General features: G+C 60.5%; 10 protein-coding genes and 1 pseudogene. 9 read left to right on the top strand and 2 right to left on the bottom strand.

Annotated elements, in window-relative coordinates; genetic code table 11:
- Window positions 1–24 precede the first annotated feature (24 nt).
- From AC1DNW_RS00655 to AC1DNW_RS00625, 7 genes and pseudogenes are all read left to right on the top strand, one after another.
- Window positions 25–1,737 (top strand): methyl-accepting chemotaxis protein, encoded by a 1,713-nt coding sequence (locus AC1DNW_RS00655; RefSeq protein ID WP_113296111.1) that lies wholly within the window; start codon window positions 25–27, stop codon window positions 1,735–1,737.
- Window positions 1,738–2,095: 358 nt separating this feature from the next.
- Entirely contained in the window at window positions 2,096–4,024 is a 1,929-nt protein-coding gene (locus tag AC1DNW_RS00650; protein ID WP_113310280.1) for a methyl-accepting chemotaxis protein, read from the top strand.
- Between the two features lie 784 nt (window positions 4,025–4,808).
- Window positions 4,809–6,278 (top strand): annotated as a pseudogene (locus AC1DNW_RS00645) (methyl-accepting chemotaxis protein); the annotation flags it as partial.
- A gap of 165 nt (window positions 6,279–6,443) precedes the next feature.
- Window positions 6,444–8,264, top strand: a complete 1,821-nt coding sequence (locus AC1DNW_RS00640; RefSeq protein WP_113310278.1) for a methyl-accepting chemotaxis protein — start codon at window positions 6,444–6,446, stop codon at window positions 8,262–8,264.
- Between the two features lie 76 nt (window positions 8,265–8,340).
- The gene (locus AC1DNW_RS00635; protein ID WP_113296115.1) at window positions 8,341–8,817 is read left to right on the top strand and encodes a chemotaxis protein CheW; all 477 of its coding nucleotides are present in this window, start codon (window positions 8,341–8,343) and stop codon (window positions 8,815–8,817) included.
- A 32-nt stretch (window positions 8,818–8,849) separates the two neighbouring features.
- Window positions 8,850–9,704, top strand: coding sequence for a CheR family methyltransferase (locus tag AC1DNW_RS00630; RefSeq protein WP_113296116.1), 855 nt, complete (start codon window positions 8,850–8,852; stop codon window positions 9,702–9,704).
- Window positions 9,705–9,713: 9 nt separating this feature from the next.
- Window positions 9,714–10,811, top strand: a complete 1,098-nt coding sequence (locus AC1DNW_RS00625) for a protein-glutamate methylesterase/protein-glutamine glutaminase (RefSeq protein WP_113310277.1) — start codon at window positions 9,714–9,716, stop codon at window positions 10,809–10,811.
- Between the two features lie 56 nt (window positions 10,812–10,867).
- Here AC1DNW_RS00625 and AC1DNW_RS00620 read toward each other — a convergent pair whose 3' ends face one another.
- A complete protein-coding gene (locus AC1DNW_RS00620; RefSeq protein ID WP_113310276.1) occupies window positions 10,868–11,608 on the bottom strand; it encodes a 3-oxoacyl-ACP reductase family protein in 741 nt (246 codons plus the stop codon).
- 76 nt (window positions 11,609–11,684) lie between these two features.
- On the bottom strand, window positions 11,685–12,263 hold the full coding sequence (locus tag AC1DNW_RS00615) for a TetR/AcrR family transcriptional regulator (protein ID WP_113310275.1): 579 nt from the start codon (window positions 12,261–12,263) through the stop codon (window positions 11,685–11,687).
- 210 nt (window positions 12,264–12,473) lie between these two features.
- On the opposite strand from AC1DNW_RS00615, the gene AC1DNW_RS00610 reads away from it, so the two are divergent.
- Together AC1DNW_RS00610 and AC1DNW_RS00605 are read left to right on the top strand one after the other, a co-directional pair.
- Window positions 12,474–13,274, top strand: a complete 801-nt coding sequence (locus AC1DNW_RS00610) for an inositol monophosphatase family protein (RefSeq protein ID WP_113295345.1) — start codon at window positions 12,474–12,476, stop codon at window positions 13,272–13,274.
- Between the two features lie 113 nt (window positions 13,275–13,387).
- Window positions 13,388–14,485 carry a MotA/TolQ/ExbB proton channel family protein gene (locus tag AC1DNW_RS00605; protein WP_113295346.1) on the top strand — a complete coding sequence of 366 codons (1,098 nt, stop codon included), beginning with the start codon at window positions 13,388–13,390 and terminating at the stop codon, window positions 14,483–14,485.
- Window positions 14,486–14,487 lie beyond the last annotated feature (2 nt).

Raw genomic sequence — 14,487 nt, 5'->3', positions numbered from 1 at the left:
GGCCAATCATTAGGGGTTAAGACGATGCGATTGACGATCAAGACAAAGTTGGTGACTGCGTTCACCTTTATCATTCTCATGCTGATAGGTACCGCCGGCTACGGCATCTTCAGCCTCGGTTCGCTGAACGATACGATCGGCAATCTTCTTGCCGGTCCTGCCGCGCGCCTGGACCTCGCGCAGCAGATCAATATCGCCCAACTCGAAGCCATCCGCCAGCAGAAGAACCTTCTGACCGCGCGCAATGCCGATGACGCTTCCGGTGCAATCGAAAAGGGCAACCAGGCCCGCAAGGATTTTGCCGACGCCTTCGCCGCTGTGACGAAGCTTGCGACCGAGGAAGGCAAATCACGCTGGGATCGTGTTACCGAACTCTCCAAGTCCTTCAACCAGGCCGACGACCAGATTCGCGATTTCATGAAGGCCGGCAATATGGACGCCGCCAACAATATCTCGGTCACGACGGCTCGCCAGGCAGCCAACGATATCGACTCCGCTCTCGATGAAATTCTGACGCTCGAAAAACAGCGCATGAAGGATGCAGACGACAGCGCCGAACAGCAGTATGGCACGACGCGCACGATGATGATCGCGGTTGCCGCTGTGGCACTGCTGATCGCTGCCTTCACTGCCTTCTGGATCGCGAATACCATCAGCAAGGGTCTCAGCCGTGCCAACACTGTCGTCCGCGAAGTTGCCGAAGGCGACCTGACGAAGATGGCCGAAATTACCTCGCATGACGAAATCGGCGAACTGCTCGGCAACGTCAACGTCATGATCGAGCGCCTGCGTGGTGTCGTCGCCGACGCCCTGTCTGCCGCCGACAATGTCTCTTCGGGCAGCCAGGAACTGTCGGCCAGCTCCGAGCAGGTCTCGCAGGGTGCGACCGAACAGGCGGCTTCCGCTGAAGAGGCCTCCGCTTCGATGGAAGAGATGGCTGCGAACATCAAGCAGAATGCCGACAATGCCGCCCAGACCGAGAAGATCGCCCGCCAGTCCGCCAAGGATGCGGAAGCGTCCGGCGAGGCTGTGACACGCGCGGTCGAAGCGATGCGCACGATCGCCCAGAAGATCGGCATCGTTCAGGAAATCGCCCGCCAGACCGACCTCCTCGCTCTCAACGCTGCGGTCGAAGCAGCGCGTGCCGGCGAGCATGGCAAGGGTTTTGCGGTCGTCGCCTCGGAAGTCCGTAAGCTCGCAGAACGCAGCCAGTCTGCCGCTGCCGAGATCAGCTCGATGTCGGGCGATACCGTCAAGGCGGCAGCGGATGCCGGTGAAATGCTCGGCCGCCTGGTGCCCGATATCCGCAAGACCGCCGAACTCGTCTCCGAGATCAGCGCTGCCTGCCGCGAACAGGATATCGGTGCCTCGCAGATCAACGAAGCGATCCAGCAGCTCGACAAGGTGACCCAGCAGAATGCCGGGGCTTCGGAAGAAATGTCGGCGACCTCGGAAGAGCTTGCTGCACAGGCCGAGGAACTGCAGGCTTCGATCGCCTTCTTCAAGGTCGATACGGCAGGTGCGACCCGTGCTGGCGTAAAGAAGACCGCTGCGAAGACGACTGCCAAGGTGGTCAAGGCTCCGGCCGCCGCCCCGCGCAAGCCGGCTCCGGCCACGCATAGTAATAATCACGGCCATACGGTTTCCGCCCAGCAGGCACGTGCCAAGGGCTTTGCCCTGGATATGTCGATGGGCGGCCCGGATGCGGGCGACGACGACTTCCGCGAAAGCGCCTGAGCGCTTCGCTGATGTGAGAACCGCCGCGGACCTCCGGCCCGCGGCTTAGGAAATGCCCAACGTGTGTATGCGTTGGTATCGATCGGCAGATGTCCGCTTGCAGGCTTCAAGAGCAGGCGGAACATCAGGGCGTCCTTCCGAAAGGTGGGATCTTCCGCAGTCAGACGCGCTGCGGTTTTAAAGGCCGATCGTGAGCTCCGGCAGGGTCCGTGATGACGGGCATGCGGAACAAGCGACGATGATCTCCAGCAACCGAATAATTCTGCATGCATGCCGCCGTAAATGGCGGAATGACGGTCCATGCCCGGACGTCGCGCAATGCCCCGGATCTGTCGATTTAGCTCAAGGAAGTATTCAAATGCGCTTCACGATCAAACTGAAACTGGGCCTTGCTTTCGGCCTGATGACCCTTTTGCTGGTCGGTATTGCCGTTTACGGCAGCATGAGTCTCGGCACTCTGAACGACGCCAGCGGTGCAATGATCGACGGCTCCGTGCGCCGTCTCGAACTCGCGCTCACGGCCAATGTGGCCGAAGTCGACGCTATTCGCGCGCAGAAGAACGCTCTGCTTTCGACTGATCCGCAGACGACCGACGGTTTCTACAAGGAAGCCGATCAGAAGCTGCAGGCCATGCTTGAGACCGTGGGTCAGGGGTACGCAATCGCCTCGCCGGAAGGCAAGCCCTATTGGGAAAAGCTGCAGAGCCTCGGCGCGAAATTCCGCGAAAAGTCCGCTGAACTGCAACAGCTTGACGCCAAGGGCGATCAGGCCGGCGCTCAAGCTCTCTCGCTTGGCGAACTGCGCGAGATGACGAACGACATGGGCGAAGCAATTGCGGCCCTCGTCGAAATCCAGCGCAAGGGCATGAAGGCGACCAAGCAAGCCAACGACGATCTCTATAACTCCACCAAACTGATCCTCGGCACTGCCTCGGGAATCGCCGTGCTGATTGCGCTCGGTGCGGCTCTCTGGATCACGCTCGGCATCAACAACGGCCTGAAGAAGATTGCAACGGTCGCCAGGGCCGTTTCGATCGGCGATCTCGACCAGAATGTCGCCGTCAAGACGAATGACGAGATCAAGGATCTGATCGACACCGTCAACGTCATGACCGCCAATCTGCGGAATACGGCCGAGCTCGCAGACAAGATCGCCACCGGCGACCTGTCCGTTGATGCGAAGCCGCTGTCGGACAAGGACGCTCTCGGTATCGCGATGCGCAGCATGGTGACGAACCTGCGCACGACGGCCGAAGTGGCCGACCTCATCTCGAACGGCGACCTGACGGTCTCTCCGAAGCCGCTGTCCGACAAGGATACGCTCGGGATAGCCCTGGAACAGATGGTCGAGCGCCTGCGTGGTGTCGTGGCCGACGCAATCGCGGCTGCCGAGAATGTCTCTTCAGGCAGCCAGGAACTTTCAGCCAGCTCCGAGCAGGTCTCGCAGGGTGCGACTGAACAGGCGGCTTCGGCTGAAGAAGCCTCCGCTTCGATGGAGCAGATGGCCTCCAACATCAAGCAGAATGCCGACAATGCCGCCCAGACCGAGAAGATTGCCCGCCAGTCCGCCAAGGATGCAGAGACCTCTGGCGACGCTGTCAACCGTGCCGTTGCTGCGATGCGTACGATCGCCGAGAAGATTGGCATCGTTCAGGAAATCGCCCGTCAGACCGACCTGCTTGCCCTTAATGCCGCCGTCGAAGCTGCTCGTGCCGGTGAACACGGCAAGGGCTTCGCGGTCGTCGCCTCGGAAGTTCGCAAGCTGGCAGAACGCAGCCAGTCGGCAGCGGCTGAAATCTCGGCGATGTCCGGCGACACTGTGAAAGCAGCTCAGGACGCCGGCGACATGCTCGGCCGCCTGGTTCCGGATATCCGCAAGACTGCCGAACTGGTTTCGGAAATCAGTTCTGCCTGCCGCGAGCAGGATATCGGCGCTGCCCAGATCAACGAAGCGATCCAGCAGCTGGACAAGGTGACCCAGCAGAATGCGGGTGCTTCGGAAGAAATGTCGGCGACCTCCGAAGAACTGGCAACCCAGGCTGAGGAACTGCAGGCCTCGATCGCCTTCTTCAAGGTGGACATGGCCGGCAACCGCCTGTCCCGCACGCCGGCCGCCAAGGTCACGGTGCGCAGCCCGGCTCCGACCGGAGGTCGCAAGCCGGTCGCCAAGAAGACCACGGCTGCCAATTCGGTCGCCGGTCAGCAGGCACGCGCCAAGGGCTTTGCCCTGGATATGTCGATGGGTGGTCCTGACACCGCAGATGACGATTTCCGCGAAAGCGCCTGAGCGCTTTATCCCGCCAGGGGTTGCGCACGCAGCCCCTGGCACAAGCTTCCGGTGACCAGGAACGCCGGACGCAAGGCCGCAAAACCTTTGTGCGACCTGCCTTTTCCTACCGGAATGCCTGGCTGCATGACGCTGCAACAGGAACCATCGGTCCACGTTTATTACGTCGCTTTCAAATAGGGGTATTGCGATGCGTATCACGATCAAGCTCAAGCTCGCCGCCGCGTTCGGCTTCGTCATACTGTTGTTGGTAGGTAGTGCAGTCTTTGGAATTATAAGCCTCAGCTCGCTGAACGACGCCGTCGGCGACCTGATCTCAGGTCCATCAAAAAGACTGGAATTGGCTCTGGAAGCAAAAGCTGCCGAGCTCAATGCCATCAGATGGCAGAAGAACGCCCTTTTGGAAATGGATCCCGAAGCGGCCAGGAAGAACTACGAGAACTCGGCGAAGAGCATGGATGAAATGCTCACATTCGCGACAGGCGGCCAACAGCTCGCAACTGCTGATGGCAAGCCCACGTGGGACAGGCTGGTCGAGCTGGGCAAACGTTTCGCGGAAGGTTCCAACAAAGTTGCCTCCATCCAGGAAAGTGGCGACAGGGCAGCGGCCACGGCTTATTCCGGCGGAGAGGTCCGCGCCATCGTCACGGAACTGGAAGATGTCTTTACGACGCTCGTCGCACTTCAGCAGAAGTCGATGACCCAAGCCGACGACGATACGGAAATCCTCTATGGCAATACCAGAAACCTGCTGATCGGCATGGCTGTCGGCGCTTCCGTCATCGCTTTCGCTGCCGCGCTGTGGATCGCGCTCGGAATCAACAGCGGCCTGCGTAAGATCATGAACGTCGCCAGCGCGGTCGCCATCGGCGATCTGAACCAGAAGGTTGAGATCAGGAGCAATGACGAGATCAAGGACCTGGTGAACACGATCAACGTCATGACGGACAATCTGCGTAATACTGCTGGCATCGCAAACGAGATTTCGAACGGTGACCTCAGCGTCACACCGAAGCCTCTTTCCGACAAGGATACGCTCGGCATTGCCATGCTCGGCATGGTGAATAACCTGCGCTCTACTGCCGACGTTGCCAACCAGATCGCAGAAGGCGACCTCTCGGTCGACGTCAAGCCGCTTTCGACCAAGGATACGCTCGGCATCGCGATGCAAAGCATGGTCACCAATCTTCGCATCACTGCCGACATTGCCACGCAGATTGCTGCCGGCGACCTGACGGTTTCTCCGAAGCCGCTCTCGGCCAAGGATACACTCGGCACCGCGCTGGAGCAGATGGTGGAACGGTTGCGCGACGTCGTCGCAGACGCAATTGCGGCCGCCGAGAATGTTTCGGCCGGAAGCCAGGAACTTTCGGCGAGCTCCGAACAGGTATCGCAGGGCGCCACTGAGCAGGCTTCGGCGGCCGAAGAAGCCTCCTCTTCGATGGAAGAGATGGCAGCCAATATCAAACAGAACGCCGATAATGCCGCTCAGACGGAAAAGATCGCCCGTCAATCCGCAAAGGATGCGGAGATGAGCGGGAGTGCCGTTTCCCGCGCTGTCGAGGCCATGCGTACGATCGCCCAGAAGATCGGCATCGTTCAGGAAATCGCCCGCCAGACCGACCTTCTTGCTCTCAACGCTGCGGTCGAAGCAGCGCGTGCCGGCGAACACGGCAAAGGTTTTGCAGTCGTCGCTTCGGAAGTGCGCAAGCTTGCCGAGCGCAGCCAGTCGGCGGCAGCGGAAATCAGCGCCATGTCGATCGATACCGTCACGGCTGCCCAGGAAGCCGGGGACATGCTCGGCCGTTTGGTGCCTGACATCAGAAAGACTGCGGAACTCGTAGCGGAGATCAGCTCTGCATGCCGTGAGCAGGATGTCGGTGCGTCGCAGATCAACGAAGCGATCCAGCAGCTCGACAAGGTCACCCAGCAGAATGCGGGCGCTTCCGAGCAGATGTCTGCGACCTCCGAAGAGCTCGCCGCCCAGGCCGAGGAACTGCAGACATCGATTGCCTTCTTCAAGGTTGATACAGCGGGCGGCAAGGCAATGGCGACGAGTGGCCGCCAGGGCCGTACCCCGGCCGCCAAGGTGACCACGCGCAGCCCGGCTCCATCAGCAGCCCGCAAGCCGGCGGGTAAGGCGGCTCCTGCCAACGGCGTTGCCGCTCAGCAAGCCCGCGCCAAGGGTTTCGCCCTGGACATGTCCATGGGCGGGCCGGATACCGCGGACGACGATTTCCGCGAGAGCGCATAGGACTTTCCGACTTCGACAAGGGAGGGGCCGACCCAACGTGGCCCCTCCGACATCCGGCGATGTTCAAGCCGGTCTGTGCCGGATTTACCCGGTGACGCATGAAGCGTTTTTATCAGAGGCCCTGTTTCGCGGCACAGCCGCAGCCATTCTAAAAGAGGTTCGCAAATGCGCTTCACCATCAAACTGAAACTGGGCTTGGTCTTCGGTTTCATTGTTCTCCTGACCTGCGCCATGGCAGGTCTGTCGATCTACAATCTTTCGTCGCTCAACGACGACATCTCCGTCATGGTTGCCGGTCCGGTCGCCAACCTGCGCGACTCCGGTGATCTCTCCGATGCGGTCATGCGCTCGATCCGTTCCGAAAAGGACGCGATCATCAACACGGATCCGACCAAAATCGGCGGCTATGTCGATGAAATCTCGCAGCAGCGCGATGAGATCAAGACGCTGCAGGCCCGTCTTGCGACATCGCCCGATCCGGATATCCGCAACGGCATGACCCAGTTCGGCGATCTCTACAGCAGGTGGACGGCGCTGCAGGACCGTGTTGCCGATCTCGCCAAGCAGAATACCAATGAGTCCAATACCCAGGCTGGCACCATTTCCATGGGTGAGGGCCAGCAGGTCACGACGCAGCTTCTCGGCATTCTCGAAAAGCTGAACGACACGGTGACCGGCAATGTGGCCGAGACGGACTCAGCCACAAATGACCAATATGCCCAGTCGCGCAACGTGCTCGTGATGATGACGATCGGTCTGATCATCTTATCCTCCGCTGCCGCCATCTGGATACTGCTCAATATCTCCCGTGGCCTCAAGCGTGCGGTTCAACTTGCGGATGCCGTCAGCATCGGCGATCTCGAACAGGACATCGAGCACAAGAGCAACGACGAAATCCGCGACCTGGTCAATTCCATGACGAGGATGACCGGCAACCTGCGTAACACGGCACAGATCGCCAACCAGATCTCGAACGGCGACCTGACTGTCTCACCGAAGCCTCTCTCCGAAAAGGATACGCTCGGTATCGCTCTGGAGCAGATGGTGGAGCGCCTGCGTGGTGTCGTCGCCGATGCGATCGCCGCTGCGGAAAACGTCTCGTCCGGCAGCCAGGAACTCTCGGCGAGCTCCGAGCAGGTTTCCCAAGGCGCGACAGAACAGGCAGCCTCCGCTGAGCAGGCCTCCTCCTCAATGGAAGAGATGGCTTCCAATATCAAACAGAACGCCGACAACGCTGCCCAGACTGAGAAGATTGCTCGCCAGTCCGCCAAGGATGCGGAGAATTCCGGTGAAGCGGTCAACCGTGCTGTCGCTGCCATGCGTACGATCGCCGAGAAGATCGGCATCGTTCAGGAAATCGCTCGCCAGACGGACCTGCTTGCTCTGAACGCCGCCGTCGAAGCTGCCCGTGCCGGCGAACACGGCAAGGGCTTCGCGGTCGTCGCCTCGGAAGTCCGCAAACTTGCAGAACGCAGCCAGTCGGCCGCCGCTGAAATCTCTGCCATGTCCGGCGATACGGTGAAGGCGGCACAGGATGCAGGTGAAATGCTTGGCCGCCTGGTTCCGGATATCCGCAAGACTGCGGAACTCGTCGCCGAGATCAGCTCGGCCTGCCGCGAGCAGGATGTGGGTGCCTCGCAGATCAACGAAGCGATCCAGCAGCTCGACAAGGTGACGCAGCAGAATGCGGGTGCCTCCGAAGAGATGTCGGCAACCTCTGAAGAGCTCGCCACGCAGGCTGAGGAACTGCAGGCCTCGATCGCCTTCTTCAAGGTGGATATGGCCGGGAACCGCCTGTCCCGCGCTCCAGCCGCCAAGGTTACGGTGCGCACGCCGCTTCCGACCGGAGGCCGCAAGCCGCTCGCCAAGAAGACCGGGGCTGCCAATTCGGTCGCCGGTCAGCAGGCCCGGGCGAAGGGCTTTGCCCTCGACCTCTCCATGGGTGGCCCCGACGACGGGGATGCCGAGTTCAAAGAAAGCGCCTGAGCATTCGGGTCCTTTCAATCTGTTAACAGGCGTCCCCGATAATGGGGACGCTCGAATCCAAGGAAAGCGGTTGATCATGGCAACAACATCTCTGGAAGCTCAATTCGTGACCTTCAGCCTCGGCGAGGAGATCTTCGCCGTTCCGGTGGAGGTGGTGCGCGAAATCCTCGACTATGCGGAAGCATTCAAGATTCCGAATGGCCCCGACTATCTGCTCGGCCTGCGCGATGTGCGCGGCCAGGGTGTGCCGACGATCGATCTGCGCCTGAAGCTCGGCATGTCGAAGACCGTGCCGACGTCACATACGCGCGTGCTCGTTCTCGACGTTCCGATGGAAAGCCGTCTTCTGACGCTCGGCCTCGTCGCCGACCGCGTTTTCGAAGTGACGCCGTTTCGCCGCGACCAGATCGAAGCCGCGCCCGATATTGGCGTGCGCTGGCGGTCGGACTACATCGCTGGCGTCGTGCGCCGTGAGAACGGATTCGTCGTTATCGTCGATCTTGCCCGGCTTCTGTCGCGCGAAGACGCCTCTGTCCTGCAATCGGCCGCTTGAGGCCTTAATACCTATCCGGAGCGTCGCGTTTTATGAGTATGGCAGCGGTAGAAACCCAATTGCCGGGTGACAGGATCAGCAAGCGTAACTTCGACAAGCTGGCACGGTTCATCTATGACTATAGCGGCATCAAGATGCCGCCGACGAAACTGACGATGCTGGAGGGCCGCCTGCGCCGCCGTCTGCGCGCCACGCGTCACTCGAGCTTCGACGATTATTGCGATTTCCTGTTCAACGACGGCGGGCTCGATCAGGAGACCGTCTATCTGATCGACGTCGTGACGACCAACAAGACCGACTTCTTCCGGGAAGCCAAGCATTTCGAATATATGCAGACGGTTGCCCTGCCGGCGCTTGCCGACAGCGGCGTGCGAACCGTTCGCACATGGAGTTCGGCATGTTCGACCGGCGCAGAGCCCTACACCATGGCGATGGTGCTGGCGGAGTTCGTCGAGAGCCGTAGCGATCTCTCCTACAGCGTGTTGGCGACCGATCTCTCCACCGATGTGCTGCAGACCGCGCGCAGGGGTATTTATGCGGAAGATCTGGTCGCTCCGGTGCCGCGCGACCTGCAGAAGAAGTATGTCATGGTGGCCAAGCAGCAGGGCCGACGCGATGTTCGCATCTCACCGAAACTGCGCAGCCGCGTCGGCTTCGCCCGCATGAACCTGATGGACGAAAAATATCCTGTTGGTGACATGATGCATCTGATCTTTTGCCGCAACGTGCTGATCTACTTCGACAAGCAGACGCAGGCGGGTGTTCTCACCCGTCTCTGCGATTGCCTCGCGAAGGGTGGTTACATGTTTATCGGCCACTCGGAATCGATCACCGGCTTCGATCTTCCCTTGAAGCAGGTTTCGAATACGGTGTTCCAGCGCATCTGAGAGGATCCTATGGCCAAAAAAGTCCGCGTCCTCATCATCGACGATTCTGCCAGTGTCCGGCAGACGCTGACACGGGTTCTGGAAGAAGACCCGGAGATCGAGGTCATGGGCGTCGCCTCCGATCCGTTCATGGCGGCGCGCAAGATCCAGGAAGAGATTCCCGACGTCATCACGCTCGATGTCGAGATGCCGCGCATGGATGGAATCACGTTTCTGCGCAAGCTCATGTCACAGCGGCCCATCCCCGTCGTCATGTGTTCCTCGCTGACGGAAGCAGGTTCGGAGACGTTGCTTCAGGCGCTGGAGGCCGGCGCTGTCGATGTCATCCTGAAATCGAAGATCGGTGCAGCCGACAGTCTCGCCGACGATGCGATGCGTATCCGTGAAGTGGTCAAGAGCGCTTCACATGCGCGGCTTGCCAATGTGCGCCGCGCTGCGGGCAGCGTCCGTTCGGCTTCGGCGGAAGGGCCGGCCAAGAAGCTGACGGCCGATGCGATGCTGCCGCCGCCAACCGGCCGGGCCATGGCAAAGACGACGGAAATGGTCGTTTGCGTGGGCGCCTCGACGGGCGGGACGGAAGCCCTGCGCGAATTTCTGGAGGCGCTGCCGGCCAATGCGCCGGGCATGGTGATCGTCCAACACATGCCGGAAAAATTCACAGCGGCTTTCGCCAAGCGCCTAAACGGTCTCTGCGAAGTCGAAGTCAAGGAAGCAGCCGACGGCGATCCGGTGCTGCGCGGTCATGTGCTGATCGCGCCCGGCGACAAGCATATGCTGCTGGAGCGGCAGGGTGCGCGCTATTACGTGTCGGTAAAATCCGGACCACTGGTTTCCCGCCACCGCCCGTCCGTCGATGTGCTCTTCCGCTCCGCTGCCCGTTCGGCCGGCTCGAACGGGATGGGCATCATTATGACAGGAATGGGAGATGATGGTGCGCGCGGCATGCTGGAAATGCATCAGACCGGCGCCTATACCGTCGCACAGGACGAAGCGACCTCGGTCGTTTTTGGCATGCCGAAGGAAGCGATTGCCAAGGGCGGCGTCGACCGTATTCTGCCGCTTGACCAGATCGCCCGCGAAGTGTTGATCACTCAGCAGAAGTCCTGAGCTTCCAACGTGAAGCCCTTGTATGGCGGCGCAGATGCGCCGCCATTTGCTTTCTGTTAGGCGAGATAGCCGCCATCGATCGTCAGGCTGGCGCCGGTGATGAAAGAGGCTTCGGGGCTGGCCAGGTAGGCGGCGAAACTTGCGATTTCCTTGTCTTCACCAAGGCGGCCAAGCGCCATCAATTGTTGCAGCATCTCGTTGCTCTTCTCGTTCGGATTCATATCGGTCGCAGTCGGGCCGGGCTGGATATTGTTGACGGTGATGCCGCGCGGACCGAGATCTCGGGCAAGGCCGCGCGTCATGGCAGCGACGGCGCCCTTGGTCATGGAATAGACCGAGGAGGTCGGAAAACCGCTTCGCTCGGCGACGATGCTGCCGATGGTGATGATGCGCGCGCCTGCTTTCATGTGGCGTGCGGCCGCCTGCGTACCGGCAAAGACGGCGCGCACATTAACCGCGAACATGCGGTCGAAATCCTCGAGGGGAAAATCATCGACCGGGTTCAGCATCAGGATCCCCGCATTGTTGACGAGAATATCGACGCCGCCGAATGTCGAGACGGTCTGTTCGACCGCATTTTGAACGGCTTTCGGATCACCGCTGTCCGCCTGGATGGCCAGCGCCTTGCCGCCCTTTGCTTCGATATCGGCAACGATGGCCTTCGCCTTGTCGCCGGAAGCCGAATAGGTGAAGGCGACGGTCGCGCCGTCGCTGCTGAGACGGCGGACGATTGCGGCGCCAATACCGCGTGAGCCGCCGGTGACGAGGGCGATCTTGCCGGAAAGTGGCTGGGACATTGTAGTTTCCTTTCTGTTTTTGGACTGTTTAGTCTAGAATTAAGCACGCCAAATTGCGGTTAGGAGTGGTGTTGCTTTAGCGGAGGCTTCGAACAGCGAGGCGCGCTATGCCGAGGAGCGTTTCGGGGGAGGCGCCGTTACGGGCACTGACTTTCATGCCTGACAAGGTCGAGCCGAGAAATTGAACGGCGTCGGTCGTATCGACATCATCGGCGACTTCGCCCCGCTTCTTGCCTTCTTCCAGGATCGACCGCATGGCGGCGGCAAGCAGGCGTGATGCCTTGTCGGTCAGTGCCGAGACTGCACTGTCGGTGCGTCCGAACTCGCAGACGGCGCTGACGCCGAGGCAGCCGCGACCGGCTTCGGTCTCGGGGCGGGACGCGAAGGCAATGAGCGTCTCTTCCAAGGCTTTCAACGGTGTCGTATCGCGGCGCAGATCGGCCACGAGTTGAGAGACGCTGTCGAGATTGTAGCGGTCGAGCGCTGCCAGATAGAGGCTGCGCTTGTCGCCGAACGTGTCATACATGCTTTGGCGGCTGATCTTCATGGCCGACAGCAAAGCATCCGTCGACGTGCCCTCGTAACCGTGTTCGGTAAACAGGGTAATGGCCGCCTTGAGTGCGGTGTCGCGATCGAATTCCTTGTGTCTTGCCATAAGGGCTAAATAGGGTTTCCAGACTGATCTGTCCAGAATTATTTTGGGCTACTATGCATGCTGCAATCCTGCCATGCGGCAATCCCCTTGAAATTTCCGTGATTTTGTGGTCTTGAGGCCGCCAATCTATGCAGCGCTGTCGCTTCCGGCGTTCAGGGACATACCCCGCCCCTGACAGCGCGTCCCGTATTATCCAAGGAAAATGTTCACATGGCCCGTTCAGCTCTTCTCAATGTCATGGTTCAGGCTGCCATCAAGGCAGGCAAGTCGCTGGGGCGTGATTTCGGTGAAGTGCAGAACCTGCAGGTGTCCGTGAAGGGACCGGGCGACTTCGTCTCGAATGCGGATCGCAAGGCCGAGAAGATCGTCAAGGAAGAGCTTCTCAAGGCTCGTCCCACCTATGGTTTCCTCGGCGAGGAGAGCGAAGAGATCAAGGGCACGGATGGCGCGCATCGCTGGATCGTCGATCCGCTCGACGGCACGACGAATTTCCTGCACGGCATTCCCGCTTTTGCAGTTTCCATCGCGCTCGAGCGCAACAATGAGATCGTCGCAGGCGTGGTCTTCAATCCGGCAACGGACGAGCTCTATACCGCCGAGCGCGGCGGTGGCGCATTCCTGAACGATCGCCGGCTGCGGGTCGCCTCGCGCCGGGTGCTCTCCGACAGCGTCATCGCTTGCGGTGGACCGCATCTCGGCAGCAGCAACCACGGGAAATTCCTGATCGAGCTTCGCCACGTGATGGGCGAGGTCGCCGGCATCCGTCGCATGGGTGCGGCCTCGCTCGATCTTGCCTATGTGGCGGCCGGCCGTTTTGACGGGTTCTGGGAAACGGCGCTGTTGCCCTGGGACATGGCGGCCGGCATTCTGCTTATCCGCGAAGCGGGCGGTTTTGCGACCGACTGGGATGGCGGCACGTCAATCCTCGAGACCGGCGCGATCATCGCCGGCAATGAGCACATCCACAAGGCCCTGACGGAAGTCGTCAAGCGGCCCGTTCCGACCCGTTGACGCGCGTCGGAAACAGCCTGTTGTAAAGTCCCGCTTTTCGGCATCGCATACTTCAATTCGGCGCAATGTTGATCTAGTCTCCGGCTGCGATGAGTCCGGAGGCCCAGGAATCTATGGAAAATGTGAATGCGGCCGAGTTCGGCTCCACTGAGAAGACGGCCGGTGGCTACGCCTACAAACTCTCCAGTCCCATGTCGTTCTTCTGGACGATGGTGTTGTTCCTTATCATCGTGGGCTTCATAGCGGCGATCCTGTTCCGGCAGACACAGACCGCCTTCATGCATAATCCGGGCCTCAACGGTCTCATCGTCGGCGTTCTTGCTGTTGGAATTATTCTCGTTTTCAATCATGTGCTGTCGCTTCGCCCGGAAGTGCGCTGGTTCAATTCCTTTCGCGCAGCAGGCAGCGCCGACAAGGTGAACCGCAATCCGCGGCTCCTTGCACCGATGCGGGCGCTGATCGGCAATCGCAAGTCCGCGGTTGCATTGTCGACCACGGCGTTGCGCTCGATTCTGGACTCGATCGCCAATCGTCTCGACGAATCGCGGGACGTTTCGCGTTATCTCATAGGCCTGCTCGTCTTCCTCGGCCTGCTCGGCACCTTCTGGGGTCTCATCGGCACGATCGGATCGATCAGCTCGGTCATCCAGTCGCTCGATGCCGGCTCGAACGGCACGGGTGATGTGCTTTCGACGCTCAAGGAAGGGCTTGCCACGCCCCTTTCAGGCATGGGCCAGGCCTTCTCGTCATCACTTCTCGGCCTCTCGGGTTCGCTGATCCTCGGCTTCCTCGATCTGCAGGCCGGCCGCGCGCAGAACCGTTTCTACATGGAGCTGGAAAACTGGCTCTCCTCGGTTACCGATGTCGGCTCGGACATTCCGGTGTCTGCATTCGACGGAGTTTCCGGCGGCTCGTCGGAAGATATGAAGGCGCTGTCGGAATATCTGCGCAAGGTTGCCGAAGGGGACGGCCCGTCCAGCCAACGGTCGGTCGCGGCCATGGCGAGCCTCGCCGAAGGCATTCAGGGCCTCGTCAAGAACATGCGTAACGAGCAGCAGATGCTGCGCGACTGGATCGAGGTGCAGCAGGACGAGGCGAAGGCGATGCGCCGCACGCTCGACCGACTGGCTGAGCGCATCGGCGTGCAGGACCGCGGCAGCGAGAGAGCGCGTGAGCGGTCCAGCCAGGTCGAAAAAAGCGAGGGCAAGTAAGC

It is taken from the genome of Rhizobium sp. 05L429, assembly GCF_056397645.1.
Note: the sequence above shows the minus strand (reverse complement) of the source record. Positions and strands in the feature narration are given on the sequence as shown.